Annotated in this window: 20 protein-coding genes; 14 read left to right on the top strand and 6 right to left on the bottom strand. The window is 73.5% G+C overall.

Annotated features, from left to right (window positions below):
* Positions 1-44 precede the first annotated feature (44 nt).
* Together prcB and polX are read left to right on the top strand one after the other, a co-directional pair.
* A complete protein-coding gene (gene prcB, locus ABD296_RS31325) occupies positions 45-884 on the top strand; it encodes a proteasome subunit beta (RefSeq protein WP_344275311.1) in 840 nt (279 codons plus the stop codon).
* A gap of 99 nt (positions 885-983) precedes the next feature.
* Positions 984-2,702 carry a DNA polymerase/3'-5' exonuclease PolX gene (polX, locus tag ABD296_RS31320; protein ID WP_344275308.1) on the top strand — a complete coding sequence of 573 codons (1,719 nt, stop codon included), beginning with the start codon at positions 984-986 and terminating at the stop codon, positions 2,700-2,702.
* Between the two features lie 46 nt (positions 2,703-2,748).
* On the opposite strand, the gene ABD296_RS31315 is transcribed toward polX, so the two are convergent.
* The 3 genes from ABD296_RS31315 to ABD296_RS31305 are packed head-to-tail and all read right to left on the bottom strand — an operon-like array spanning position 2,749 to position 6,054.
* The gene (locus tag ABD296_RS31315) at positions 2,749-3,747 is read right to left on the bottom strand and encodes a COX15/CtaA family protein (protein ID WP_344275305.1); all 999 of its coding nucleotides are present in this window, start codon (positions 3,745-3,747) and stop codon (positions 2,749-2,751) included.
* Positions 3,748-3,794: 47 nt separating this feature from the next.
* Positions 3,795-5,018, bottom strand: coding sequence for a PrsW family intramembrane metalloprotease (locus ABD296_RS31310; RefSeq protein ID WP_344275302.1), 1,224 nt, complete (start codon positions 5,016-5,018; stop codon positions 3,795-3,797).
* Positions 5,019-5,061: 43 nt separating this feature from the next.
* Complete coding sequence (locus ABD296_RS31305) at positions 5,062-6,054, bottom strand: heme o synthase (protein WP_407061530.1); 993 nt, start codon at positions 6,052-6,054, stop codon at positions 5,062-5,064.
* A 596-nt stretch (positions 6,055-6,650) separates the two neighbouring features.
* Between ABD296_RS31305 and tkt the strand changes: the two genes are divergently transcribed.
* The 9 genes from tkt (at position 6,651) to ABD296_RS31260 (ending at position 18,913) form a co-directional block, all read left to right on the top strand.
* Positions 6,651-8,777, top strand: a complete 2,127-nt coding sequence (tkt, locus tag ABD296_RS31300) for a transketolase (RefSeq protein ID WP_344275299.1) — start codon at positions 6,651-6,653, stop codon at positions 8,775-8,777.
* An 86-nt stretch (positions 8,778-8,863) separates the two neighbouring features.
* A complete protein-coding gene (gene tal, locus ABD296_RS31295; protein ID WP_344275297.1) occupies positions 8,864-9,973 on the top strand; it encodes a transaldolase in 1,110 nt (369 codons plus the stop codon).
* The gene (locus tag ABD296_RS31290; RefSeq protein WP_344275294.1) at positions 9,970-11,652 is read left to right on the top strand and encodes a glucose-6-phosphate isomerase; all 1,683 of its coding nucleotides are present in this window, start codon (positions 9,970-9,972) and stop codon (positions 11,650-11,652) included. Before tal ends, ABD296_RS31290 begins: the two co-directional genes overlap by 4 nt.
* A gap of 183 nt (positions 11,653-11,835) precedes the next feature.
* Entirely contained in the window at positions 11,836-13,524 is a 1,689-nt protein-coding gene (locus tag ABD296_RS31285; protein WP_344275291.1) for a phosphoheptose isomerase, read from the top strand.
* Between the two features lie 201 nt (positions 13,525-13,725).
* Complete coding sequence (gene zwf / locus ABD296_RS31280; RefSeq protein WP_344275288.1) at positions 13,726-15,255, top strand: glucose-6-phosphate dehydrogenase; 1,530 nt, start codon at positions 13,726-13,728, stop codon at positions 15,253-15,255.
* On the top strand, positions 15,255-16,346 hold the full coding sequence (locus ABD296_RS31275; RefSeq protein WP_344275285.1) for a glucose-6-phosphate dehydrogenase assembly protein OpcA: 1,092 nt from the start codon (positions 15,255-15,257) through the stop codon (positions 16,344-16,346). The genes zwf and ABD296_RS31275 overlap by 1 nt, the downstream gene beginning before the upstream one ends.
* Positions 16,343-17,122, top strand: coding sequence for a 6-phosphogluconolactonase (pgl, locus tag ABD296_RS31270; RefSeq protein WP_344275281.1), 780 nt, complete (start codon positions 16,343-16,345; stop codon positions 17,120-17,122). The genes ABD296_RS31275 and pgl overlap by 4 nt, the downstream gene beginning before the upstream one ends.
* A 188-nt stretch (positions 17,123-17,310) precedes the next feature.
* Positions 17,311-18,519: a L,D-transpeptidase gene (locus ABD296_RS31265; RefSeq protein WP_344275278.1), complete on the top strand. Its 1,209-nt coding sequence runs from the start codon at positions 17,311-17,313 to the stop codon at positions 18,517-18,519.
* Between the two features lie 61 nt (positions 18,520-18,580).
* Positions 18,581-18,913, top strand: a complete 333-nt coding sequence (locus ABD296_RS31260) for a cupin domain-containing protein (RefSeq protein ID WP_344275275.1) — start codon at positions 18,581-18,583, stop codon at positions 18,911-18,913.
* A 1-nt stretch (position 18,914) separates the two neighbouring features.
* On the opposite strand, the gene ABD296_RS31255 is transcribed toward ABD296_RS31260, so the two are convergent.
* Positions 18,915-19,349 carry a hypothetical protein gene (locus tag ABD296_RS31255; RefSeq protein WP_344275271.1) on the bottom strand — a complete coding sequence of 145 codons (435 nt, stop codon included), beginning with the start codon at positions 19,347-19,349 and terminating at the stop codon, positions 18,915-18,917.
* Between the two features lie 55 nt (positions 19,350-19,404).
* Positions 19,405-20,037: a helix-turn-helix transcriptional regulator gene (locus ABD296_RS31250; protein ID WP_344275268.1), complete on the bottom strand. Its 633-nt coding sequence runs from the start codon at positions 20,035-20,037 to the stop codon at positions 19,405-19,407.
* Positions 20,038-20,149: 112 nt separating this feature from the next.
* Here ABD296_RS31250 and ABD296_RS31245 point away from each other — a divergent pair, with 112 nt between their 5' ends.
* Positions 20,150-20,842 carry a DUF2249 domain-containing protein gene (locus ABD296_RS31245; RefSeq protein WP_344275265.1) on the top strand — a complete coding sequence of 231 codons (693 nt, stop codon included), beginning with the start codon at positions 20,150-20,152 and terminating at the stop codon, positions 20,840-20,842.
* Between the two features lie 9 nt (positions 20,843-20,851).
* Here ABD296_RS31245 and ABD296_RS31240 read toward each other — a convergent pair whose 3' ends face one another.
* The gene (locus tag ABD296_RS31240; protein ID WP_344275262.1) at positions 20,852-22,936 is read right to left on the bottom strand and encodes an alpha/beta fold hydrolase; all 2,085 of its coding nucleotides are present in this window, start codon (positions 22,934-22,936) and stop codon (positions 20,852-20,854) included.
* Between the two features lie 182 nt (positions 22,937-23,118).
* Between ABD296_RS31240 and ABD296_RS31235 the strand changes: the two genes are divergently transcribed.
* Positions 23,119-23,652: a TetR/AcrR family transcriptional regulator gene (locus tag ABD296_RS31235; RefSeq protein ID WP_344275260.1), complete on the top strand. Its 534-nt coding sequence runs from the start codon at positions 23,119-23,121 to the stop codon at positions 23,650-23,652.
* Positions 23,653-23,736: 84 nt separating this feature from the next.
* Positions 23,737-25,130, top strand: a 1,394-nt coding sequence (locus ABD296_RS31230; protein ID WP_344275255.1) for a DHA2 family efflux MFS transporter permease subunit, incomplete at its 3' end; no start/stop codon positions are given.

The raw sequence follows: 25,130 nt of genomic DNA, 5'->3' as shown, positions 1-25,130 counted from the left end.
GTGGAAGGATGATCGCAGCACCGTCGCCGTGGAGGGGAGCCGCCGTGACCGGCCGGACCGATGACCAGGGACTGCCGCCGGAGTTCTTCGAGGCGGGGTCGGCGTCGTTCGTCGACCTCCTGCGCCTGCACTCGCCCGACCTGCTGCCCGTCAACCGGGTGCCGGGCGCCGGGACCGTCCCGGAGCTGCCGCACGGCACCACCGTGCTGGCGCTGACGTTCCCGGGCGGGGTGATGATGGCCGGGGACCGCCGCGCCACCCAGGGCAACCGCATCGCCAACCGCGAGCTGGACAAGGTCCAGCGGGCCGACGAGTACTCCGCCGTGGCGTTCGCCGGGACGGTGGGGCTCGCGCTGGAGATGGTCCGGCTGTTCCAGGTCGAGCTGGAGCACTACGAGAAGATGGAGACGGTCCCGCTGTCGCTGCCGGGCAAGGCCCGCCGGCTCGGCGCCGTCATCCAGGCCAACCTGGCCCAGGCCATGCAGGGCCTCGCGGTCGTCCCGCTGTTCGCCGGGTACGACCCCGACTCCGACGACGCGCGGATCTACACCTACGACATCACCGGCGCCCCGCAGCTCGCCCGCGACTACCACGCGGACGGCTCCGGCTCGCCGTACGCGCTGGGCGCGATGAAGAAGCTGTACCGGCGCGACCTGTCGATGGAGGACGCCGCGACGGTGTGCGTCCAGGCCCTGTACGACGCGGCCGAGGACGACTCGGCCACCGGCGGCCCCGACCCGGCCCGCCGCATCTACCCGACGATCGCGGCCGTGACCGCGGACGGCTACCGGCGGCTGCCCGAGGAGCAGGTCGCCGCGATCTCCTCCGAGGTGCTGGAGGGCCGGATGAGCGCTCCGGACGGCCCGGTCGCGCCGCTGCGCTGACCCACAGCGACGGCGGGGCGGAGCGGGGTCACGACTTGGCTCCGCTCCGTGACCCCGCCGGCTCCGGGAACGTCGTACCCGGCTCATAGACTCGGCCCCATGGCACGCGCGAACGACGAGGCCGCCGCCCTCATCCAGGAGCTGGCCGACCTGCTCTCCATCACCGGCGGCGACGCCTTCAAGATCCGGGCGTACGAGAAGGCCGCACGGGCGATCGCGGGCCACCCCGACGACATCTCCGGGCTCGACCTGGCCGGGCTGCGCACGATCCCGACGGTCGGCGAGGCGATCGCCAAGAAGGTGCTCGACTACAACACCACCGGGACGATCCGGCAGGTGGAGGAGCTGCGGACGCAGATCCCCGCCGGTGTACGGGCGCTGACCGCGATCCCGACACTCGGCCCGAAGAAGGCCCTGGCCGTCTACGAGGAGCTGGGGATCTCGTCGGTCGACGAGCTGGCCGACGCGATCAAGGAGGGCCGGCTGCGCGGGCTCAAGGGCTTCGGCGCCAAGACCGAGGAGAACATCCTGCGCGGCATCGAGCTGATGCGCAGCTCCGGCGAGCGGGCCCTGGTCGACGCGGCGGCGAGCGTCGCCGACGAGGTCGTCGCGGCGCTGTCGGCGCTCCCGCAGGTCGAGCGGTGCATGCACGCGGGCTCGCTGCGCCGGATGCGCGAGACGATCGGCGACGTCGACGTGCTCGCCGCGTCCACCGACCCGCATCCGATCATGGAGGCGTTCACCGCGCTGCCGCTGGTCGCCGAGGTGGTCGTCGGCGGCGACAAGAAGACCTCGATCCGGACCGACCGCGGCCTCCAGGTCGACCTGCGCGTCGTCCCGCCGGAGTCGTGGGGCGCGGCGCTGCAGTACTTTACCGGCTCGCAGGCGCACAACATCCGCACCCGCGAGATCGCGGTGAAGGCGGGCCTGAAGCTGTCGGAGTACGGGCTGTTCGAGGCCGAGTCCGGCGACCTGATCGTCTCCAGCACCGAGGAGGAGGTCTACGAACGGCTCGGCCTGCCGTGGATCCACCCCGCCCTCCGCGAGGACACCGGCGAGATCGAGGCGGCGCTGAAGGACGAGCTGCCCCGCCTGGTCACCGTCGAGGACCTGCGCGGCGACCTGCACAGCCACACCGACCTCACCGACGGCATCGCCTCCCTGGAGGACATGGTCGCCGCCGCGGCCGGCCGCGGCCTGGAGTACTACGCGATCACCGACCACGCGCCGAACCTGTTCATGCAGCGGATGACGGACGAGAAGATGCTCGCCCAGCGCGAGCGGGTCCGCGAGCTGCAGGAGGAGTACCCGGGGATGGTGCTGCTGCACGGCACCGAGCTGAACATCGACCCGGACGGCGAGGTCGACTGGGACGCCGATTTCCTGGCCGGGTTCGACATCTGCGTCGCGTCCGTCCACTCGCACTTCACCCAGGACGAGGCGGCCATGACGCGGCGGCTCGTCCGCGCCTGCGAGAACCCGCACGTCCACGTGATCGGGCATCCGACGGCGCGCAGCATCGGCCGCCGCCCGCCGGTGAGCGCCGACTGGGACGAGGTGTTCCGCGCCGCCGCCCGCACCGGCACGGCGATGGAGATCGACTCCTTCCCCGACCGGCTCGACCTGCCCGCCGACCTGGTCCGCCGCGCCAAGCGGTTCGGGGTGCGGTTCTCCGTGGACACCGACGCGCACTCGCTCGGGCACCACCGCAACATCCGCTACGGCGTCGGCACCGCGCAGCGCGGCTGGCTCACTCCCGACGACGTCGTCAACACCTGGCCGCTGGAGCGCCTGCGGGAGTTCCTCGGCAAGGCCTGAGCATCCGCCGCGGGCACTCTGCCGTCCAGGAGGGGCCCGGGGCCGTTCAGGCGGGCTGCGGGGCCTCGGCGGGACGCGCGGCCACCGTGCGCGGCGTCGCGGCCGGCATGGGGCCGCGGTCGCGCAGGGCGAAGAAGAGGCGGAACGCCGCGATCCACATCAGCACCGCGCCGAGCATGTGCAGCAGCACCAGCCCGGCCGGGACGCCCAGGAAGTACTGGGCGTAGCCCACGGCGCCCTGCGCGATGATCAGGCCGATCAGCTCCAGCGCGCGGCGCTTGGCCGCCGCCGGGCCGCCGGTGCGGTAGAGCACGATGGTCACGGCGATGGTGAACGCGATCGTGACCCAGGCGAGCTCGCCGTGGATGCGCGCCACGTCCTGGATGTCGAAGCCGTAGCGGCGGGACGAGGCGTCGCCGGCGTGCGGTCCGGTGCCGGTGACGACGGTGCCCGCGACGAGCACGGCCGCGGCGGCGACCAGCAGCAGGGCGGCGAGGCGGCGCGTCCAGGGGCCGGCCAGGGGCCGGGCCGGGGCGTCGCCCTCCCCCGCGCGCACCCACAGCGCCACGCAGAACACCAGCAGCGCGGGCGAGACGAGGAAGTGCGCCGACACCGCCGCCGGGTTCAGGTCGGTGAGCACCACGATGCCGCCGATGACGGCCTGCGCGACGACGCTCATCGGCTGGGCGAGCGACCACCACACCAGGTCCCGGCGGCGCGGGACGAGCCGCAGCGCGGCCACGAAGACCAGCACGCCGACGGCCAGCACCACGAAGGTGATCAGCCGGTTGCCGAACTCGACCGCCATGTTGAACGCGTGGTGGTCGGCGTTGCGGGTGGGCACGAGGCTGTCGCCGGAGCAGCGCGGCCATTCGGGGCAGCCGAGGCCGGACTCGGTGAGCCGGACCAGGCCGCCGCTGACCACGATCACCACGTTCCCGATGACGCCGAGCAGCGCCAGCAGCCGCACCGATCCCGGGGTCGGGCGCCACACGGCGTCCCAGGCACGGATCAGCGGGTTCGTCGACGACCTTCGCTCCACCACGCGTCAATCGTATGGCCGCCGTCCCGTGCCCCCGACGCACCCCCCGGTTACCGCGCGTACGGGCCGGGCGGTGGCGGCGGCAGGAAGCCGGACGGGCCCTGCGGCGCCCAGGGCGGCGCCCCGGCCGCGGGCCCGCCGCGGCGCGGCGGCGTGCGCAGGAACGCCTGCCTGGCCAGCGACATCAGCTCCAGCAGGGAGTCGCGGCGGGTGGCGAACCAGTGCGGCTCGGCGTTGCCGCGGTCGGCGCGCTTGTGCAGCAGCGCCAGCTCGGTCGCGGCGAGCTGGTAGTCGACCATGGCGCGGCCGGCGGGCGGGCCGCCGACGGACTTGGCCCACCGGCGGGCCGCCCGCCGGGACGGGATGGAGCGCAGCATCCTCACGTCCTGCGGCGTGACGAGGCCGGTGCCGGCGTACATCGGCAGGTAGGCCTCGATGCGCCGGACGGTGTGCCGGCGCTCGACCGTGACGATGACGATCAGCGTGACCAGGACGCCGAAGTCGAGGAGGTAGACCACGCCGAGGCCGCCGAGGCCGAAGGTGGTGGCGCCGTTCCACAGCCCGTGCAGGATCATCGCGCCGATCAGCCCGGCGGCGGGCGCGAGGAGCTGGCCGCGCCGGTGGGTGGCGGCGTAGGCGACGCCGAGGCCGGTCATCGAGGTGAACAGCGGGTGGCTGAGCGGCGCGATCAGGCCGCGCAGGATGAACACCGCCTGCAGCTGCTGGGCGCCGCCGTCCTCGAAGGCCCGCATGTAGTAGGTGATGTTCTCCATCATCGCGAAGCCGAGGCCGACCATGGCGGCGTAGATGATGCCGTCGGCGAAGCCGTCGATCTCGTTGCGGCGGAACCACAGCATGCCGATCAGCACGGCGCCCTTGAGCGACTCCTCGATGACCGGGGCGCCGAACGTCGCGCTGACGACGTGCCCCTTGACCTCGCCGAAGATCGGGATGGTGACGTACAGCAGGCCGAGCGTGTTGAGCACCAGCGCGCCGAACACCGCCACGCCGGCGCCCCACATGAACGCGAAGAGCAGGGCGCGCGGCGGCTCGGGCTCCAGCCGGTCCAGGGTGAGGGCGAGCGCGACCAGCGCCGGGATCGGCAGGATCGCCAGGACCACGCCGACCCAGAACCCGGCGCCGCCCGACAGCACGTCGGCGGCGAGCGCGAGCACCACGCACAGGGACGAGACGGTCAGCCCGACGATCAGTCCGACCGGGGGCCGGCCCGGGATCCGGCCTTCCAGCACCGCCTTGGGGTCCACACGCGCCATGACACGTGAGCGTAACGGGTCGGTGCGGGCCCGTGCCCGGCCGTCAGTGCAGGAGCGGGTCCACGGCGACGGCGGTGAACAGCAGCGCCAGGTACACGTTCGACAGGTGGAAGAAGCGCATCGGCCGCAGGTGGACCCCCGTCACACCGGCGCGGACGGCCTTGAGCAGCCGGTGCCCCTCGCCGAGGAAGACCAGGCCGAGGACGACGGCGACGGCCCCGTACACCGGGCCCATGCCCGCGACGGGCCACAGCACGAGCGAGCACACGACGGTGGCGTAGGCGTAGACCAGGCTCTCGGTGATGACGCGGCGCTCGGTCGCCACGACGGGCAGCATCGGCACCTTGGCGACCGCGTAGTCCTCGCGGTAGCGCATCGCGAGCGTCCAGGTGTGCGGCGGCGTCCAGAGGAACACCACGCCGAACAGCACGAACGGGGTCCAGGAGAGGCCGTTGGTGATCGCCGTCCAGCCGATGAGCACCGGCATGCAGCCGGCGATGCCGCCCCACACCACGTTCTGCGACGTCCGGCGCTTGAGCAGCAGCGAGTAGACGAAGACGTAGAACAGGATCGCGAACAGCGACCCGGCGGCCGACAGCGGGTTGACGGTGAAGAAGAACCCGGCGGTGGACACCAGCGCCAGCGTGATCCCGAACACCAGGGCGCGGGCCGGGGTGACCTGCGCGCGGGCCAGCGGGCGGCGCCGGGTGCGGCGCATCTTGACGTCGATGTCGCGGTCGATGTAGCAGTTGATCGCGTTCGCGGCGCCGGCCGACATGGCGCCGAAGGAGAAGGTCAGCAGGACCGTCCCCAGCGGCGGCAGGCCCCGCTGGGCGAGGAACATCACCGGGATCGTGGTGATCAAGAGCAGCTCGATCACGCGCGGCTTGGTGAGCGCCACGTAGGCGCGCACGCTGGCGCCGATCGAGCCGCGGGCCTCGGCCACCGGCTCGGGGGCGAGCGCCCCCGGCGCCTGCCCGTCGAGCGGCACCGGCTCGTCGAGCTCGACCCCGCGCTTGTTACTGAGCACCGTCACAATCGGGTCCACGTCCAACTAGGCATGAAGAAATCGCGTACCACCTCGGCGGCGCCCCCGCGATCCGGGCCGGCCTCGGTCGAGTGCAACTTCGGCTTGGTGATCCTGCTTCGGTCTGGCGACCGCGGCCGCCGTCGCCGGCCGCGCCATCACTGTAGTCCGACCCCTCCCGAGGGCGTGCACCGGGGCACCGGACGCGCCGGTCGCCGCCCCGGCGCCGCGCCTGCGGGCCGCCGAGGACGGCCGGGGGCGCGGTGCCGATCCCCCTTGGGTTCACCCATGCGGGGGGTTAGTCGGCGAGCCGATCGGGCAAGGGTGCAGGGAGCGGCGCGGACCTGGCGCGGGCGGCGGCGCCCTTTCGCCGTGTTCCCGCTCTCGCCTGCGTCGGCCCGCCCGCGCGATAGGCTCGCCGAGGGCGCGGCATGATCTTCGCGAGGCCACGGATCAGGTGGCCGCAAGGGGGCCCGAGGGAAGACGAAGGTGCCGCCGGATGTTGCGGCACAGCGGGGCCGCGGCACGGGCACCGGTCATGCCGCGCGGCGGCACATCGCTAATGAACTCTGTACGACAGCGGTTCGAGAGGAGCCTGGCGTTCCGTGAGCAGGGACAGCAGCACGTTTGAATGGTCCGACCTGGACCGGCGGGCGGTGGACGTCATCCGCGCCCTCGCCATGGACGCGGTCGAGGAGGCGGGCTCCGGCCACCCCGGTACGGCCATGAGTCTCGCGCCGGCCGCCTACCTTCTTTTCCAGCGGTACCTTCGGCACGACCCGACGGACCCCGACTGGGCCGGCCGCGACAGGTTCGTCCTGTCCTGCGGGCACTCCAGCCTGACCCTTTACATCCACCTCTACCTGTCGGGCTACCCCCTGACGCTGGACGACCTGAAGTCGCTGCGCAAGTGGGGCAGCCTCACCCCCGGCCACCCCGAGCACGGGCACACCGCGGGCGTGGAGACCACCACCGGGCCGCTGGGCCAGGGCGTCGCCAACGCGGTCGGGATGGCGATGGCCGCCCGCCGCGAGCGCGGCCTGTTCGACCCGGACGCCCCGGCGGGCGAGTCCCCCTTCGACCACACCATCTGGGCGTTCGCGTCCGACGGCGACATCGAGGAGGGCATCAGCCACGAGGCGAGCGCCCTGGCGGCCCACCAGCGGCTCGGCAACCTGGTCCTGCTGTACGACGACAACCACATCTCGATCGAGGACGACACCGCGATCGCGCTGTCGGAGGACGTGCGGGCCCGCTACGAGGCCTACGGCTGGGACGTCCACCACGTCGACTGGACCGTGAACGGCGACTACGAGGAGAACGTGGCCGCGCTGGCGGCGGCGTTCGACGCGGCCAAGGCCGAGACGGCCCGCCCGTCGTTCGTCGCGCTGCGCACCATCATCGGGTGGCCGGCGCCGAACAAGAAGAACACCGGCAAGGCCCACGGCTCCGCGCTGGGCGCCGACGAGATCGCCGCGACCAAGCGGATCCTCGGCCTGGACCCGGCGGAGTCGTTCATCGTCCCCGACGACGTGCTGGCGCACGCCCGCGAGGTGTCGGACCGGGGCCGCGCGCTCCGCGCGGAGTGGGACAAGGCGTTCCAGTCGTGGCGGTCGGCGAACCCCGGGCGCGCCGCCGAGTACGACCGGATCAGCGGCCGCCACCTGCCCGCGGGCTGGGAGGCGAAGCTGCCGGAGTTCCCGGCGGGCAAGGAGGTGGCGACCCGCGCCGCGTCCGGCGAGGTGCTGGGCGCGCTGGCGCCGGTGCTGCCGGAGCTGTGGGGCGGCTCGGCCGACCTGGCGGAGAGCAACAACACCACGATGAAGGGCGAGCCGTCCTTCATCCCCGAGGAGTTCCAGACCAAGGAGTTCCCGGGCGGCCGGTACGGCCGGACGCTGCACTTCGGCGTCCGCGAGCACGCGATGGGCGCGATCTGCAACGGCATCGCGCTGCACGGCGGGACGCGCCCGTACGGCGGCACCTTCCTGATCTTCAGCGACTACATGCGGCCGGCGGTCCGGCTGGCGGCGCTGATGAAGCTGCCGGTCACCTACGTGTGGACGCACGACTCGATCGGGCTCGGCGAGGACGGCCCGACGCACCAGCCGGTCGAGCACCTGTGGGCGCTGCGCGCGATCCCGGGGCTGGACGTGGTGCGCCCGGCGGACGCCAACGAGACCGCGGTCGCGTGGCGGACCGTCCTGGAGCACACCGACCGGCCCGCGGGCTTGGCGCTGACCCGGCAGAAGCTGCCGACGCTGGAGCGCGGCGGCGAGATCGCGTCCGCCGACGGCGCCGCGAAGGGCGGCTACGTGCTGGCCGACGCCGAGGGCGGGCAGCCGGAGGTGGTCCTCATCGCGACCGGCAGCGAGGTGCAGCTGGCGCTGGAGGCGCGGGCGACGCTGCAGGCGCAGGGCACCCCGACCCGCGTGGTGTCGATGCCGTGCGTGGAGTGGTTCGAGGCGCAGAGCGACGCCTACAAGCAGCAGGTGCTGCCGCCGGGGGTGCGGGCGCGCGTGTCGGTGGAGGCCGGCGTGGCGCTCGGCTGGCGGACCTACGTCGGCGACGCCGGCGAGTCGGTGTCGCTGGAGCACTTCGGCGCGTCCGCCGACTACAAGACGCTGTTCGAGCAGTTCGGCCTCACCGCGGAGCGGGTTGTCGCGGCGGCGAAGGCGAGCCTGATCAGGGCCGGCGTCAAGGAAGCCGGGCGCGGCACCACCACCGGCAACTAGGGCCGGCGGGGCGCCCGTCCCGCCCCTGGCGGGGCGGGCGCCCGGCCCGGCCGGCCCCCCGGAACACAGGCGACGAGGAGAAAGCGATGAGTGACATCCTGAAGGCCCTCTCGGACGAGGGCGTGTCGATCTGGCTGGACGACATCAGCAGGGAGCGGCTGCGCACCGGGAACCTGGAGCAGCTGGTCAAGGACAAGCACGTCGTCGGCGTCACCTCCAACCCGACGATCTTCGCCAAGGCGCTCAGCAAGGGCGACGCCTACGACGGCCAGGTCCGCGACCTGGCCGTGCGCGGCGTGGACGTCGAGGAGGCGTCCCGGGCGATCACCACCTACGACATCCGCTGGGGCTGCGACGTGCTGCGACCGGTCTACGACCGGACCGACGGGCTGGACGGCCGGGTGTCGATCGAGGTCGACCCGCGGCTGGCCCGGGACTCCGAGAAGACGGTCGCCGAGGCGCGGGCGCTGTGGTGGATGGTGGACCGGCCCAACCTGTTCATCAAGATCCCGGCGACCGAGGAGGGCCTGCCCGCGATCACGGCGGCGCTGGCGGAGGGCATCAGCGTGAACGTGACGCTGATCTTCTCGCTGGAGCGCTACGGCAAGGTCATCGACGCGTTCTTCGAGGGCATGGAGAAGGCCCGGGCGAACGGGCACGACCTGTCGACGATGGCGTCGGTGGCGTCGTTCTTCGTCAGCCGGGTCGACACCGAGATCGACAAGCGGCTCGACAAGATCGGCTCGGAGGACGCCAAGAAGCTGCGGTCCAAGGCGGGCCTGGCGAACGCGCGGCTGGCGTACGCGCTGTTCGAGGAGAAGTTCGGCACCGACCGGTGGAAGGCGCTGAAGGACGCGGGCGCCCGCCCGCAGCGTCCGCTGTGGGCCTCGACCGGCGTGAAGGACCCGAACCTCGCCGACACCCTGTACGTGGACGAGCTGGTCGCGCCCGGCACCGTCAACACGATGCCGGAGGCGACGCTGGTGGCGGAGGCCGACCACGGCCAGCTGCGCGGCGACACCGTCCGGGGCGCTTATGACGACGCCCGCGCGCACATGGCGGCGCTGAAGGACGCGGGCGTCGACTACGACGACGTCGTGCGGGTCCTGGAGGAGGAGGGCGTCGAGAAGTTCGAGGCGTCCTGGAAGGAGCTGCTCGGCTCCATCAGCGGCGAGCTGAAGGACAAGGGCGCGTGACGTCGGTGGTGACCGCCGGGGGGATCTCGGTCACCATCCGCGGCGCCGTCGTCGACGAGAGCGAGACGGTCCTGGACCGTCTCGCCTCCGACGGCGTGCCGAGCTCGCTGACGTCCCGCAACGCCAAGCTGTGGGGCCCGGACGCGGCCCCGCTGGCCGCGCGCCGGCTGGGCTGGCTCGGCCTGCCGGAGACGTCCCGCTCGCTGCCGGCCCGGCTCGCCGGGCCGGCGGAGCAGTTCCGCGACGCCGGCCTGGACCGGATCGTGCTCGCGGGCGCGGGCGGTCCGGTCGTCGCCGCGGAGGCGATCCACCGCACCTTCGCCGAGGACGAGGCCCGCGGCGGGCCGGGCGCCGAGCTGGTCGTCCTCGACACCACCGATCCGCACGAGGTCTCCGGGGTCCTCGCGGGCGGCCTCGACCGGACGCTGGTGGTCGTCGTGGGCGACGACATCGAGGCGCAGGCGCTGCGCCGCGTCTTCGGGCGGGCGTTCTCCGAGGCGGGGCTCGACCGTGAGGAGCTGGCCCGCCGCTTCGTCGTCGTGGCCGAGCCCGGATCGGCGCCCGAGCGCGCCGCGCGCGAGGTCGGCCACCATTTCGTGGAGGCCGAGACCGACGTCGACGGCCGGTACGGGGCGCTCGGCACGGCCGCGCTGGTGCCCGCCGCGCTCGCCGGCGTGGACGTCCTGGCGCTGCTGGACGACGCGAACCGGCTGGCGGGGGTGCTGCGGCAGCCCTACGACAACCCGGCGCTGGCGTTCGGCGCCGCGCTCGGCTCGTCGGCGCTCGGCGGCCGCGACAAGCTCGTCGTCGCCGACCACGGCTCCGGCCTGCACGGCTTCGCCGGCTGGGCGGAGCAGCTGGTGGCGGGCGCGCTCGGCAAGGACGGCCGGGGGCTGCTGCCGGTCGTGGTGGAGGGCGTGGAGTCCCCCGGGTTCGAGCTGACCGGCGACCTGCGCCGGGTGATCCTCGGCCGCCGCCCGGACGAGCCCGGCCCGGGCCGCGAGGCCGGGGTGAGCGTGACGGGCCCGCTCGGCGCGCAGTTCCTGCTGTGGGAGTACGCGACGGCGGTGGCGGCCCGCGTCATGGGCGTCGACCCGTTCGCTGAGCCGGACGTCGGCGAGTCGCGGGAGAGCACGGCCGCGCTGCTGCGCTCGGAGGAGGGCGCCGCCCCGACGGTGGTGCGCCGCCCGCCCGCGCTGGTGTCGGACGCGGTGGAGGTGCACGCGCCGGAGGAGGCGCTGCGCGGGGCCAAGACGCTGACCGAGGCGCTGGAGGCGGTCCTGGAGGACGTCCCGGACCGCGGATACCTGGCCGTCCTGGCCTATCTGGACCGCTCGGGGGACGCGTCCGCCGCCGGGCTGCGCCCGCTGCTGGCGGCGCGGAGCGCGAAGCTGCGCAGGCATCCGGCGCCGGTCACGTTCGGCTGGGGGCCGAGGTACCTGCACGCGACCGGCCAGTACCACAAGGGCGGCCCCCGCAACGGCACGTTCCTGCAGGTCACGGGCGCCGTCACGGCGGACGTCCCGGTGCCCGGTCGGCCCTACACGCTCGGTGAGCTGCAGCTGGCCCAGGCGTTCGGGGACCAGCGGGTGCTGCGCTCGCTCGGCCGCCCGACGTTCCGGCTGCACCTGCGCGACCGCGCCGAAGGCATCGCGCAACTCGCCGAGGCGCTCGCCTGACCGGCGCCTGGAGCGGAGCGGAAGGCGACGGTCAGGCTGTCTTGCCGGGGTGTGGGGGTGTGGGGGTCGCCCCCCACAAGAGACACTGATCTGCGTCCGGTTCGGCAACGGAACGCAGAAGATCGATGGAGATGGTCGCGGATGCCCTTTCTCTCCTGAAACGATGGGGGGCAGGAGGGAAGCGTGTCCGGATTCGACGTACTGACGCGTGGCGACGTGCTCGACTCGGCGCTGCAGGCGAGGGACTACCTCGTCAGCTGCGGCGTTCCGGGTGCGCTCGCCGCGAAGGACCCGCGGCTGTGGGGGCGGCGCGCGGTCGACCACAGCCGGCTGGGCTGGCTCGACCTGCCGTTCGCCTCGCGCGGGCTGCTGCGGCAGATCGACGGGCTGGTCGCCGAGGCGCGCTACTCCGGCCTCGACCACATCGTGCTGATCGGCGTGGGGGCGGAGAGCCTGGCCGCGCAGGCGATCATGGAGGCGCACGCGCCGGCGCTGGCCGGCGGGGGCGGCGGCGCGCCCGGCGGCCCGGCGGGCGGGCTCACCGTGCTGGACGGCAGCGACACCGCCGCGCTGGCGTTCGCGCTGGAGCGGCTCGACCGCACGCTGGTGGTGCTGGCCAGCAAGGCGGGCGTGTCGCTGGAGGGCGACGCCTACCGGCGCATCTTCGCGGGCGCGTTCCGCGAGCGGGGCCTGTCGGAGCGGGAGATCGCGGGACGGTTCCTGGTGATCACCGACCACGGCAGCCCCCTGCACGACTTCGCCCGCCAGTGCGGGTACCGGATCGGGCTGACCGACCCGTACCTGCCGGGGCATTTCGGCGCGCTGTCCGCGTACGGCCTTGTTCCGTCGGTGCTGGCGGGGGCCGACGCGGAGCGGCTGCTGGAGGAGGCGGCGTCGCTGGCGCCGTCGCTGTCCAAGGACGAGGACAACCCGGGGCTGCTGCTCGGCGCGGTCCTCGGCGGCTGCGCGCAGCAGGGGTCGGCCGGCATCACCCGCGACAAGGTGGTGCTGCGCGAGCCCGGCGGCTCCGGCGCGCTCAGTGCCTGGATCTCCCAGCTGCTGGCGGTCGGCACCGGCAAGCGCGGCCGCGGCGTGCTGGCGCTGGAGCCGCCGGGCGGCAAGGGCGGCTTCCCCGACCTGCACGGGATCGCGATCAACCCGCGGTCGGCGGCGCAGGAGGAGGCCGACACCTCGGTGTGGGCGCCGCTCGGCGCGCAGTTCCTGCTCTGGGAGTATGCGACGGCGGTGGCCGGGTGGCTGCTCGGCGTGAACCCGTTCGAGCAGGGCAGCACGGCGGTGCAGGAGGCCGAGGACGACGCGGCGACGCTGCTGCGCTCGGCCGGCGCCGGGCCGCTGCCCGCGGGGCGGCCGGTGTACGTCGAGGACGACATCGAGGTGCACGCCGACTTCGCGTGGCCGCCGGGCGCCGACCTCGGGACGGTGCTGGGCGGGCTGATCGCCTCGGTGCCCGCCGACGGCTACCTGTCGGTGCTGACGTACCTGTCGGGCGACTTCTCGGGCCGCTACCTGGCGCCGTCGCTGTCGCGCGCGGCGGGGCGGCCGGTCGTGTACGGGCCGGGCCCGGCCTATCCGCACGCCACCGGGCCGATCCACAAGGACGGGGCGGGCAACGGCGCGTTCCTGGTGATCACCGGTGATCCGGCGCCGGGCGACGCGCTGGCGGCGCATCCGGTGCCGGGGCGGCCCTACGGCCTGGCGAAGCTGCAGCTGGCGCGGGCGCTCGGGGAGGTCCGGGCGCTGCGGCAGCGGCGGCTGCCGGTGGTGCGGCTGCACCTGCGCAACCCGGTGGAGGGCGCGGGCCGGCTGATCGAGGCGGTGCGGGCGGTGGCGGGAGCCGGACCACGGCCGTGATCATGGTTCGATCGTGATCATCATCACCGTCCCGGCGCCGCCCGCCGGGACGGATTCATGATGAAACGGCGTTTTCGGGGAAGCGGCTCTTCAGGAAGGCGACACTGTCATTACACGGGGTCGATGCACACAGGATGCGTGGTCTGATCGGATGCGAGTACAAGTGAGGGTAGGCAAGGTGCAAGAAGAGGGGGCAGCAACGTGACCGACGCAGCCAATCCGCTCCGGGATCCGCGCGACAAGCGCCTGCCGCGGGTGGCGGGGCCGTGCGTGCTCGTGCTGTTCGGCGTCACCGGGGACCTGTCGCGCAAGAAGCTGCTCCCGGCGATCTACGACCTGGCGAACCGGGGGCTGCTGCCGCCGGGCTTCTCGCTGGTCGGTTTCGCCCGCCGCGACTGGGAGAACGAGGACTTCCGCCAGATCGCCTACGAGTCGGTCAAGGCGCACGCGCGGACCCCGTTCCGCGAGGACGTGTGGACGCACCTGTCGGAGGGCATGCATTTCGTCCCCGGTGAGTTCAGCGACCCGGGCGCGTTCGACGCGCTGTCGATGGCGGTCAAGGAGCTGGACGAGAGCCGCGGCACCGGCGGCAACTACGCGTTCTACCTTTCGATACCGCCGAAGTTCTTCCCGCAGGTGGTCGAGCAGCTGCAGCGCAGCGGGCTGGCCGACGACCGCAAGGAGGGCGCCTGGCGGCGGGTGGTGATCGAGAAGCCGTTCGGCCGGGACCTGAAGACGGCGCTGGAGCTGAACGACACGGTGCACCGGGTCTTCCCCGAGGAGTCGATCTTCCGGATCGACCACTACCTCGGCAAGGAGACGGTGCAGAACATCCTGGCGCTGCGGTTCGCCAACGCGATGTTCGAGCCGATCTGGAACCGCTCCTACATCGACCATGTGCAGATCACGATGGCCGAGGACATCGGCATCGGCGGCCGGGCGGGCTATTACGACGGGATCGGCGCGGCCCGCGACGTCATCCAGAACCACCTGTTGCAGTTGCTTGCGCTGACGGCGATGGAGGAGCCGACGTCGTTCAGCGCCCAGTCCGTCCGCACCGAGAAGGCGAAGATCCTTTCGTCGGTGCGGGTGCCAGGCGACCTGACGGTCTCCACCGCGCGCGGCCAGTACGCGGCGGGGTGGCAGGGCGGCGTGAGCGTCAAGGGGTACCTGGAGGAAGAGGGCATCCCGGCCGACTCGCGCACCGAGACCTACGCCGCGGTCAAGCTGGAGATCGACAACCGCCGCTGGGCGGGCGTGCCGTTCTACCTGCGCACCGGCAAGCGGCTCAGCCGCCGGGTGACGGAGGTGGCGATGGTGTTCCAGCAGGCGCCGCACCTGCCGTTCTCGCACACCGACACCGAGGAGCTGGGGCAGAACGCGCTGGTGATGCGGGTGCAGCCGGACGAGGGCATCACCGTGCGGTTCGGCTCGAAGGTGCCCGGCACCTCGATGGAGATCCGCGACGTGAACATGGACTTCGCCTACGGCGAGTCGTTCACCGAGGCGTCGCCGGAGGCCTACGAGCGGCTGCTGCTGGACGTGCTGATCGGCGACCCGCCGCTGTTCCCGCGGCAGGAGGAGGTCGAGCTGTCCTGGCGGATCCTCGACCCGATCGAGGACTACTGGGCGAGCCGCGGCGGCCTCGACCAGTACACGTCCGGCGGCTACGGGCCCGACAGCGCCGACGAGCTGATGGCGCGCGACGGCCGCGCCTGGAGGAGGCTCTGATGAACATCGACCTCACCGGCACCACCACCCGCAAGATCCAGGACGCGCTGACCCAGTCGCGGCACCTGATGGGCGGGCCCGCCGTCGGCATGGTGCTGACCCTGATCATCGTGACGGACGAGTCGGCGCAGTACGACGCGGTCCGCGCGGCGACGGAGGCGGCCCGCGAGCACCCGTGCCGGGTGCTGACGGTGATCTCCCGCGACCCGCGCGGGAACTCCTCGCGGCTGGACGCCGAGATCCGGATGGGCGAGACCGGCCCGGGCGAGACGGTGCTGCTGCGCATGTACGGGCCGCTCGCCGAGCACGCCGACTCGGTCGTGGTGCCGCTGCTGATGCCCGACACGCCCGTGGTGATCTGGTGGCCGGGCGGCAAGGTGCCGAAGTCGCCGTCCAAGAGCGGGCTCGGCAAGCTCGCGACGCGGCGGATCACCGACGCCTACGCGGCCCGCGACCGGCTCGGCACGCTCGCCCAGCTGGCCGGGAACTACAGCCCGGGCGACACCGACTTCACCTGGACCCGGCTGACGTCGTGGCGGTCGCTGCTGGCCGCCTCGCTCGACCAGGACCACGACGAGATCGTCTCCGGCGAGGTGATGGCCGAGCCGGACAGCCCGAGCGCGGAGCTGCTGGCGGCGTGGCTGTCGATCCGGCTCGGCGTCGCGGTGGAGCGCACGGTGTCGGAGGGCCCCGGCATCACCGGCGTCCGGCTGACGACGACCGGCGGCGACATCGTGATCGACCGGCCGGACGGCCGGGTCGCGACGCTGTGCCGCCCCGGCCAGCCGGACCGGCAGGTGGCGCTGATGCGCCGGCCGATGTCGGAGCTGCTCGCCGAGGAGCTGCGCCGGCTGGACCCGGACGAGGTGTACCGGGAGGCCGCGGCGCGCTTCGCCAAGGACCTGGCCGGCGGCGCCTCGGACGAGGGCGTGGCCAGCGAGCCGCTGTCGGGCACGCAGGAGGCCGCCGCGACGAAGAAGGCGGAGAAGGAGGCCGCGAAGGAGGGCCTGCCGGAGGCCCCGGCCTCCTCCGCGGCGAAGTCGTCCGGCGGGAAGAGGTCGTCGCGCGGCAAGTCGTCGGGGGACGCGTGACCCCCCCGACGGTCCTGGTCCACCGCGACCAGGACCTGCTGGCCGAGGCGGCCGCGGCGCGGCTGGTGACGCGGATCGTGGACGCGCAGGCGGCACGGGGCTCGGCGTCGGTGGTGCTGACCGGCGGCGGCGTCGGCACGGCGGTGCTGGCGGCGCTGGCCGTGACCGGCGCCCGCGACGCGGTCGACTGGCGCCGGCTGGACGTGTGGTGGGGCGACGAGCGGTTCCTGCCGACCGGCGACCCGGAGCGCAACGAGACCGGCGCCCGCGCGGCGCTGCTGGACCACGTGGACCTCGATCCGGCGCGGGTGCATCCGATGCCGGCCTCGGACGGCCCGGACGGCGACGACGCGGAGGCCGCCGCCGAGCGGTACGCCGCCGAGCTGCGCGCGGCCGCCCGTCCCGAGGACCACGGCCCCGTCCCCTCGTTCGACGTGCTGATGCTCGGCATCGGGCCGGACGCGCACGTCGCGTCGCTGTTCCCGGAGATGCCGGCCGTGCGCGAGGAGCGGCCGGTGGTGGCGGTGCACGGCGCTCCGAAGCCGCCGCCGACCCGGATCTCGCTGACGTTCCCGTCGCTGTGCGCCGCGCACGAGGTGTGGGTGCTGGCGTCCGGGGAGTCGAAGGCGAAGGCGGTGCGGCTGGGGCTGTCGGAGGCCGGGCCGGTGCGGGTGCCGTGTGCGGGCGCGCGCGGCAGGCAGAGCACGCTGTTCCTGCTGGACCGTTCCGCGGCGGCGGAGCTTCCGCCCGGGATCGAGCGGATCGCCTCCCCCTGAGGCGTTGATCACGTCGTGGCCGGTGCCGCGCGGTGGGGTTCGCCGCGCGGCACCGGCCTTTCACGGTTTCCCGGACCGTTGCCCCACCTGGGGGAACCCTGTGCAAATCCCCGCATCCGCATACCGTGCCGTCGGCTGCGCATAACCTGACGATGAGGTATCGCTTGTCGAGCGTGAGGAGATCGGTGATGCGCAAGGGGCGGGCCGCGACAGCGGGGACGGCGATCATCGGGGCTTTGGCACTCTCCGTCGCCGGGTGCTCCTCCGGCGGGGGCGGCAAGGCCGGCGGCTCGGACGGCGGCGGGAAGGCCGAGAACGCGGCGAAGCTGGCCATCACCCCGGCGACCGGCACCAAGCAGGTGGCGCCCGACCAGCCCGTCATGGTGAAGGCCACCAAGGGCAAGCTGACGAGCGTCGCCCTCACCTACGGCAAGAACCAGAAGGCCGAGGGCAAGCTCGCGCCGGACGGCAAGTCGTGGAAGTCGTCCTGGACGCTGCGGCCGTCCACGACGTACACGGTCACCGCGCAGGGCTCCAGCGACGGCGGCGGCACGCCGGCCACCGTCACCTCGACCTTCACCACGCTGACGCCCGCCAAGAAGCTGGAGACCGGCATGTCGCCACTGGACGGCGAGACGGTCGGTGTGGGGATGCCGGTGCAGCTGCTGCTGTCCAAGGCGGTGAGCACCAAGGCCGGCAAGCAGGCCGTGGAGAAGGCGCTGGAGGTCCGGATGTCCACGCCCGTGCAGGGCGCCTGGTACTGGGTCAGCGACAAGGAGGTCGACTTCCGGCCTCGCGACTACTGGCCGTCCGGCGAGAAGGTGAAGGTCGTCGCGCACCTCGCCGGGCTGAAGGCCGGTGAGGGCATGTACGGCATGAAGGACCGCACGCTGAGCTTCACCGTGGGCCCCAAGCACATCACCACGGTCAGCGACGACACCCACCGCGCCAAGGTCACCGAGAACGGCAAGCTGGTGCGGACGATGAAGGTCAGCCTCGGCAAGCCGGGGCACGACAGCTACAGCGGCACGATGATCGCGCAGGAGAAGGCGGCGCACATCGTCATGGACTCGGCGACGACCGGCGACCCGGGCGAGTACCGGATCCCGACGAGCTGGAACGTGCGGCTGACCTACAGCGGGACGTTCGTGCACTCGGCGCCGTGGTCGACGGGCGACCAGGGCGTCTCCGACGTCAGCCACGGATGCGTGAACGCCTCCCCCACCGACGCCAAGTGGTTCTACAACTTCACCAACCGCGGCGACGTCGTCAAGGTGACGGGGACGTCGCGGCAGCTGCAGTTCGGCAACGGCCCGACGCCGTGGGTGAAGTCGTGGAGCGAGTGGCTGAAGGGCAGCGCGCTCGGCGCCCCGGTCACCGGCGCCCCGATGAGCTGATCCGGCGGGCGGCGGGGTCCCCCTCCCGGACGGCGCGGACGGCCGCTGGCAGACTGGGGCCATGCAGAAGCTCTCGCTGGACGCGCTGGTACGGGACCACTTGAAGCGGGCCGCCACGGCGGCCACGGGGCGCAGCGCCGAAACCGTCTACGGCGGTCACGAGCACGTCCTGCGGCAGACGCTGATCGCGCTGACGGCCGGGACGTCGCTCACCGAGCACGAGAGCCCCGGGGAGGCGACGCTGCTCGTCCTGCACGGGCGGGTGCGGCTGCGCAGCGGCGACGACGCCTGGGACGGCATGTCCGGCGACATGCTGATCATCCCGCCGGCGCGGCACGCCCTGGACGCGCTGGAGGACGCCGCCGTGCTGCTGATCGTCGCCAAGCGCGTCTGAGTCAGGCCGCCGCCAGCACCACGACGCCGAGGGCGACCAGCAGCGCCGCCTTCACGCCCTCCAGCGCCACGTAGTAGAGGTGCCCGCGGGAGCGGGGCAGGTCGGTCTCGCCCGCCAGCACGCGGTCGGAGCGCTTGTTCAGGCGGGGCCGGACGACCCCGAGCTGCACGGCGAGCAGTACCACCACGACGGCGGTGAGCACGACGACCGCCGTCGGAGGGCTCCCAACCGCGACGGCCACGACGACCGCCGCGGCCAGCGCGACCTCGACGAGGTTGAGCGCGCGGAAGACGATGCGGCCGATGCCGAGCCCGATCGGGACGGTCACGCCCGGCGCGCGGAACTTCAGGGGCGCCTCGAGGAACGAGATCCCGAGCACCATCCCGAGCCACAGGAAGGTCAGCGCGCCTGCCGTGGCGGCCGCGGTCGAGTTCATGGTCGTCATTCGCCTTTCGCAGGGGGCCGGTCGTGGGGCCGGCCGGAGGGGTGGATCAGGTGCGCCGGAGGCGGGCGAAGCAGGCGGCGGGCTCGGCGAACGGTTCGAGCGCCTCGGCCTCGACCGGCGCGTCCAGCTCGGCCAGCGCGCCGCGCATCAGGCCGAGGTGGACGTCGCAGACCAGCGGGCCGTACTCCTCGGCCAGCTCCAGGAACGGGCAGTGCCGCAGCCGGATGACGTCGCCGCCGAGGTCGGGGGCGAAGTCCAGGTCGGCGAGCAGGGCGGTGAGCCGCTCGGCGGCGTCGGACGCGCTCACCCGGCTGAACGGCGGACGCCGCTCGACGAGGTAGCGGCCCCACTCGCGGGCGGCGCGCTCGGCCTCGCCGCGCGCCGCCGGCCCGGCCGCCGCGAGCCGGCGGAGCAGGATCTGCGGCAGCAGCCGCACGCCGCGCGAGCCGCCGCGGTCCATGCCGGGCCGGGGCGTGTAGACGGTGCGGGGCCGTCCAGGGCCGGAGGGGCGTTCGAGGGTCCGCTCGGCCGCGCCGTCCTCCACCAGGGCGTCCAGGTGGAAGCGCGCGGTGTTGGGGTGGACGCCGAGCCGCTCGGCGTCGCCGGCGACGCCGAGCGGGGCGCCCGCCTCCCGCAGGACGTCCAGGACCTCGCGGCGGCGGGGGCGCTCCGTAGCCATGGCCCTCATCCTTCCCCCGGCCGAGACAGCGCCGCGATAGGTCACGGCCTCGCCCCTTCAGAGTTTTTACAAATACTACATGTGATAATCGTGGCAACAGAGGGGGGCACTCATGTCCGACGTGTTCATCCAGGCCACGGAGACCGATCCGGCCGTCCGCGCGGCCGCGGAGGTGCGGAGCGTGCACCGGCGGCTGCTCGACCGGCTCACCGCCCTCGTCGAGCAGGAACCCGGTCAGCACCACACGGTCCTGGCCGGGTTCCTGGGCGGCGAGCTACGCCGCCACCTCGCCGCCGCCGACAAGGCGCTCCACGCACCCGCGTCCGGAGCGCCGGAGACGCGGCTGCTCGTCCGGGCGCTGCGCACCACCGCCGCCGAGATCGAGGCGCTGGTCAGGGCGTTCCCCTCCGCCGCCGATCCGGTGCGCGCCGCCCGCGATCTCGCGGCCGTCCTCGCCGTGCACTTCACGGTGGAGGAGACCGTGCTGCTGCCCGCGCTCGCCGCGATGCCCGGCGCGGACGTCGGCCTCCTGGCCGGCGACCTGCGCACGCTCCTGGACGGCGGGCGACTGGAGCGGCCGGAGGAGATCGACGTCCGGGAGATCCCGCGCGGGCAGCGGCATCCGCGGATCTTCGCCCGGTACGCGCGGCTGGCGCCGGGCGAGTCGTTCACGCTGGTCAACAATCACGACCCCAGGCATCTGCGGCGCGAGTTCGAGTTGGCGCATCCGTCGGCGTTCACCTGGGACTGCGTCGAGTCGGGACCGGAGCTGTGGCGGGTGCGCATCGGCCGCCCCGCGGGCTGACGCTCCAGCTCACTGCTCCGGGGCGCAGGTGAGGTCGCGGGCGGGGAGACGCCCGGTCAGCAGGTAGTCGTTCACCTGGCCGGTCACGCAGTCGTTCTTGTATCCGCGCTGGTAGGGGGCATGGACGTCGGCGCCCCGCAGGGTGATCAGGCGTGAGCCGGGCAGCAGGCCGTGCAGCGCTCGGCTCTCCGGGTAGATCGTCCGGGTGTCGCCCGTCGCCGCCACCATGAGCGCGGGCAGCCGCCCGCCGACCTCGGTGAGGGGCTCGCGCGGCGCGGTGGGCCAGAACGCGCACGGGTTGACGCCCTGGGTGAGCGGGCCGAACACCGGGCTGGTGCCGCGGTGCCGCTGGACGGCGCGCCAGTACGACTCCGGGTCGCGCCTGGCCGCGGCGTCCCCGCAGATGATCGCGCTCTGGCCGCTGCCGTAGAGCGACTCGTCCCCGTTCAGCAGGAACCCGAGCTCCTCGTCCAGGTCCTTGGTCGGGTTCGCGGGCCGTCCGGCCGCCGCCTCGCCGAACACCCGCACCGAGTCGGCGAGGACGGCTCGCGCCGAGTCCTCGTCGGTGCCCAGGTCGTCGAAGATGACGACCGGGACGAGCGAGTCGTCCACGCGGTAGCGGCCGACCTCCAGAGGTTTGCGGGCGGACGCCTCGACGATCCCCCGGACCTTGGCCAGGACCTTCCCCCGCGTGTCGCCGAGGCCGTACTCGCCGTTGCGCTTCGCCGCCCACGCGGCCCAGTCGGCGAGCGCGCGGTCGTTGGCGTCGTCGGTGTTGGCGAGCAGCGAGGGCCCCCATCCCCTGGGATCGACGGAGCTGTCCAGGACCGTCCGGTCGAGGCGGCCGGGGAACAGCGTCGCGTAGACCGCGCCGAGGTAGGTGCCGTAGGAGGCGCCGTTGTAGGAGATCTTCCGTTCGCGGAGCGCGCCCCGGACGACGTCGATGTCGCGGGCGATGTTGCGGGTGCTGATGTACGGCAGCACGGTGCCGTTCGTCCGGGCGCAGCGGGCGGCCAGGTCCCTGGCGAAGCCCACCGACCGCTCGAAGGAGCGCCGGGTCTCCCCCGCGGACCTGATCCAGGTGGCGGTGGGCCAGCCGCAGTCGATCGTCGCGCTGCGGCCGAGCGAGCGCGGGTCCAGGCCGACCAGGTCGTAGCGCGGACCGGCCTTGCCCATGAGCTCGCGCGTGTAGGGCGGCATGTCGATGGCGGGGCCGGGGCCGCCGCCGTTGAGCACCATCGTGCCGATCCTGTGTTCCTTGTCGGACGCGGCGAGCCGCGAGATCGCAATCTTGATGGTGCGCCCGTCCGGGCGGGCGTAGTCGAGCGGGACGGTGACGTCCGCGCAGCGGGCCCCCGCCTCGTCCAGGCTCCGCCCGACCTCGTCGTCCGGCCCGAGGGTGCACGCCTTCCAGATGAGGTGCTGGGAGTAGTAGCGGGCGAGGCCGCCGTCCGACGGTCCCGGCGCGGCGCTCGCCACCGCCGGGGGCGCCGCGACGGCGGCGGCCGCCGCCAGGCCCGCCGCCGTCGTGGCCAGGCTCCTGCTCGTGGTCATGGCGTTTCTCCGTTCAGCGGTGGTCGCACAGGCCGGTCTGGACGAGGTCCAGTTCGTCGTCGAAGGCGGCCTGGGTGGTCGGGTTCTCGTTGAAGGCGATGGACACGCGGCGGCCGTCGGCCAGCCCGCGCCCGGACCGGGAAGCCGCAGGGCCCGCCGGACGAGTTCCTCCGGTTCGAAATGCCGGAAGCGGAACTCGTCACTGCTCTGAGAGGAGTCCATGTGGTCGGGCAGGCCGCTGGTGTGCCGCAGCAGGCTCCGGACGGTGATGGTCCGGCCGTCGTGGCCTCCGGCGTCGATCAGCCCGGGCAGGTAGCGGGCGACCGGCGCGTCCAGCGAGACGCGGCCCCGCGCGGCGAGCTGCAGGAGGGTGACGGCGGTGAAGGTCTTGGTGATGCTGCCGACGCGCACGCGCGGATTCGCCGGCATCGGCCGTCCCGTCCGGCGGTCGGCCACGCCGCTCGCCCGCGTCCACGTCCCGGCCGCCACCGCGACCGTCCGGCGGAGCGCTCGCCGGCGCCTCGGTTTCCTTGTCGTCATGTGCTTCGACGCTAGGCACGGGCGGGGCGCGGCACAGTGAAGCGATCACCCCGGTTCCGCTTCCGGGAGGCGGCACCGGCCGGGTGGGGGCAGCCCCACCGTCGACGGCCACCCGCGAGGGCCCGGAAGTCCTGTCGGGCAAAGGGTTGACATGTTTTGATTGGCGTATCAATAATGAGGCCGTGGCAACGAACCGGACCGGACGCAGGCCCACCGCCGAGGAGCGCCGCGAGCAGGTGCTCGAGGCGGGGATCAGCGTGTTCGCCGAGTTCGGCTACCACGCCGCGAAGACCTCCGACATCGCCAAGCGGGCCGGCATCTCCCAGCCCTACATCTACGCGCTGTTCGAGGACAAGAAGGCGCTCTTCCTCGCCTGCCTCGAGCGCGTCCGCCACCAGATGCGGGACGCGTTCGGACGGGCCTGGCGGCCGAGCGCCACCCCAGAGGAGTCGCTGGCCGCGATGGGCCGCACCTACCGGGCGTTCCTTGCCAACCCCGACTCCCCGCGCTGCCAGCTCCAGGGCTACGCGGCCTCCGCCGACCCCGAGATCCGCGCGTTCATGCGCAAGGGCTTCATCGAGTCCGCCGACATGATCACGAAGATGTCCGGGGCCGACCGGGCGGCGGTGGTGCGGTTCATGGCCAGCGGCCATCTGCTCATCATCGGCACCGTCCTGGACCTCCCCGACCCCTACGTCCGGCCCTCGGCCGGCTGACCCCTCCACGCGTCCGCCTCTGGGGAGCCCTCATCATCCCGTTTATTTATAGGTGTATCAATCAATGTATTGAAGGAGCTTGCGATGCCGTCCCCCCAGACCGCCGCCCCGCGCGGCACCACCGCACCCCCGTCCGCGGCCCCCGCCCCGTATCCGCGCCGCTGGTACACCCTCGGCGTGCTCTGCCTGTCGCTGCTCGTCATCGTCGTCGACACCACGATCGTCAACGTCGCGATCCCGACCCTCGCCTCCGCGCTCGGCGCCGGATCGGGCGCGCTGGCCTGGATCGTCGACTCCTACACCCTGGTCTTCGCGGCCCTGCTGCTGCCCGCCGGCGGCCTCGGCGACCGGTACGGGCGGCACCGCGCCCTCACCGCCGGGATGCTGGTCTTCGGCGCCGGGTCGCTCGGCGCGGCGCTGTCGTCCACCGCCGGGCAGCTGATCGCGGCCCGCGCCGTGATGGGGGTCGGCGCGGCGTTCATCATGCCCGCCACGCTGGCGCTGCTCACCGCCGTCTTCACCGACCCGCGCGAGCGCGCCAAGGCGATCGGCCTGTGGTCGGCCGTCAGCGGGCTCGGCGTCGCGATCGGCCCGACCGCCGGCGGCTGGCTGCTGCAGCACTTCTCCTGGAGCGCGATCTTCGCGGTGAACGTGCCGATCGTCGCCGTCGCGCTGGTCGCGGGCCTCGTCCTGGTGCCGGCCTCGGCCGCCCCGCACCGGCCCCGGATCGACGTGACCGGCGCCGTCCTCGCCGCCGCCGGGCTGGGCTCGCTCACCTACGCGGTCATCCAGGCCGGCGAGAGCGGCTGGGCCTCGTCCGGGACGCTCCTGCGCTTCGCCGCCGCGGCCGTCCTGCTGGCCGCCTTCGGAATCTCCCAAGTCCGCGGCGCGCACCCGATGCTCGACCTGGGCCTGTTCCGGGACGCCCGGTTCACCGCCGCCGCGCTGTCGGTGATGGTGCTGTTCTTCGGGCTGGCCGGCGTCACGTTCGTGCTCACCCAGATCTACCAGTTCGTCCTCGGCTACTCGCCGCTGCAGGCCGGGATCCGGTCGCTGCCCGGGGCGCTCGCGCTGACCGTCGCGTCCCCGCTCGGCACCCGGCTCGCCGCCCGCCGCGGCATCCGCACGGCGATCACCGCCGGGATGCTGGCCGCCGCGGCGGGGCTCGCGTTCTTCGCCACGGCGTCCGGCGGCACCGGCTACCCGCACTACATGGCCGCGTCCGTGCTGGTGTGCGCCGGGATCGGGCTGACGATGTCGCCCGCCACCCAGTCGGTCATGTCGGCGCTGCCGCCCGCCAAGGCCGGGATCGGCTCGGCGGTCAGCAACACCACCCGCAACCTCGGCACCGTCCTCGGCGTCGCGCTCGTCGGCAGCATCGCCGCGACCGTCTACACCGGCCGGATGCCGGACGGCCCGGCGGGCGAGTCGATCGGCGCCGCCGCCGGGACCGCCGGGCACCTGCCGGCCCCGGCCGC

The sequence above is a fragment of the Actinomadura napierensis genome (assembly GCF_039529375.1).
In the GTDB taxonomy this organism is placed as follows: domain Bacteria; phylum Actinomycetota; class Actinomycetes; order Streptosporangiales; family Streptosporangiaceae; genus Spirillospora; species Spirillospora napierensis.
This window is presented reverse-complemented; position numbering and strand designations above follow the sequence as displayed.

Bases quoted from the DNA above. Each gene is read 5' to 3' on its own strand.
- polX (WP_344275308.1), top strand. From the start codon at position 984: ATGGCACGCGCGAACGACGAGGCCGCCGCCCTCATCCAGGAGCTGGCC.
- ABD296_RS31310 (WP_344275302.1), bottom strand. From the start codon at position 5,018: ATGGCGCGTGTGGACCCCAAGGCGGTGCTGGAAGGCCGGATCCCGGGC.
- tal (WP_344275297.1), top strand. From the start codon at position 8,864: ATGAGTGACATCCTGAAGGCCCTCTCGGACGAGGGCGTGTCGATCTGG.
- ABD296_RS31275 (WP_344275285.1), top strand. From the start codon at position 15,255: ATGAACATCGACCTCACCGGCACCACCACCCGCAAGATCCAGGACGCG.
- ABD296_RS31265 (WP_344275278.1), top strand. From the start codon at position 17,311: ATGCGCAAGGGGCGGGCCGCGACAGCGGGGACGGCGATCATCGGGGCT.
- ABD296_RS31260 (WP_344275275.1), top strand. From the start codon at position 18,581: ATGCAGAAGCTCTCGCTGGACGCGCTGGTACGGGACCACTTGAAGCGG.
- ABD296_RS31255 (WP_344275271.1), bottom strand. From the start codon at position 19,349: ATGAACTCGACCGCGGCCGCCACGGCAGGCGCGCTGACCTTCCTGTGG.
- ABD296_RS31250 (WP_344275268.1), bottom strand. From the start codon at position 20,037: ATGGCTACGGAGCGCCCCCGCCGCCGCGAGGTCCTGGACGTCCTGCGG.
- ABD296_RS31245 (WP_344275265.1), top strand. From the start codon at position 20,150: ATGTCCGACGTGTTCATCCAGGCCACGGAGACCGATCCGGCCGTCCGC.
- ABD296_RS31240 (WP_344275262.1), bottom strand. From the start codon at position 22,936: ATGACGACAAGGAAACCGAGGCGCCGGCGAGCGCTCCGCCGGACGGTC.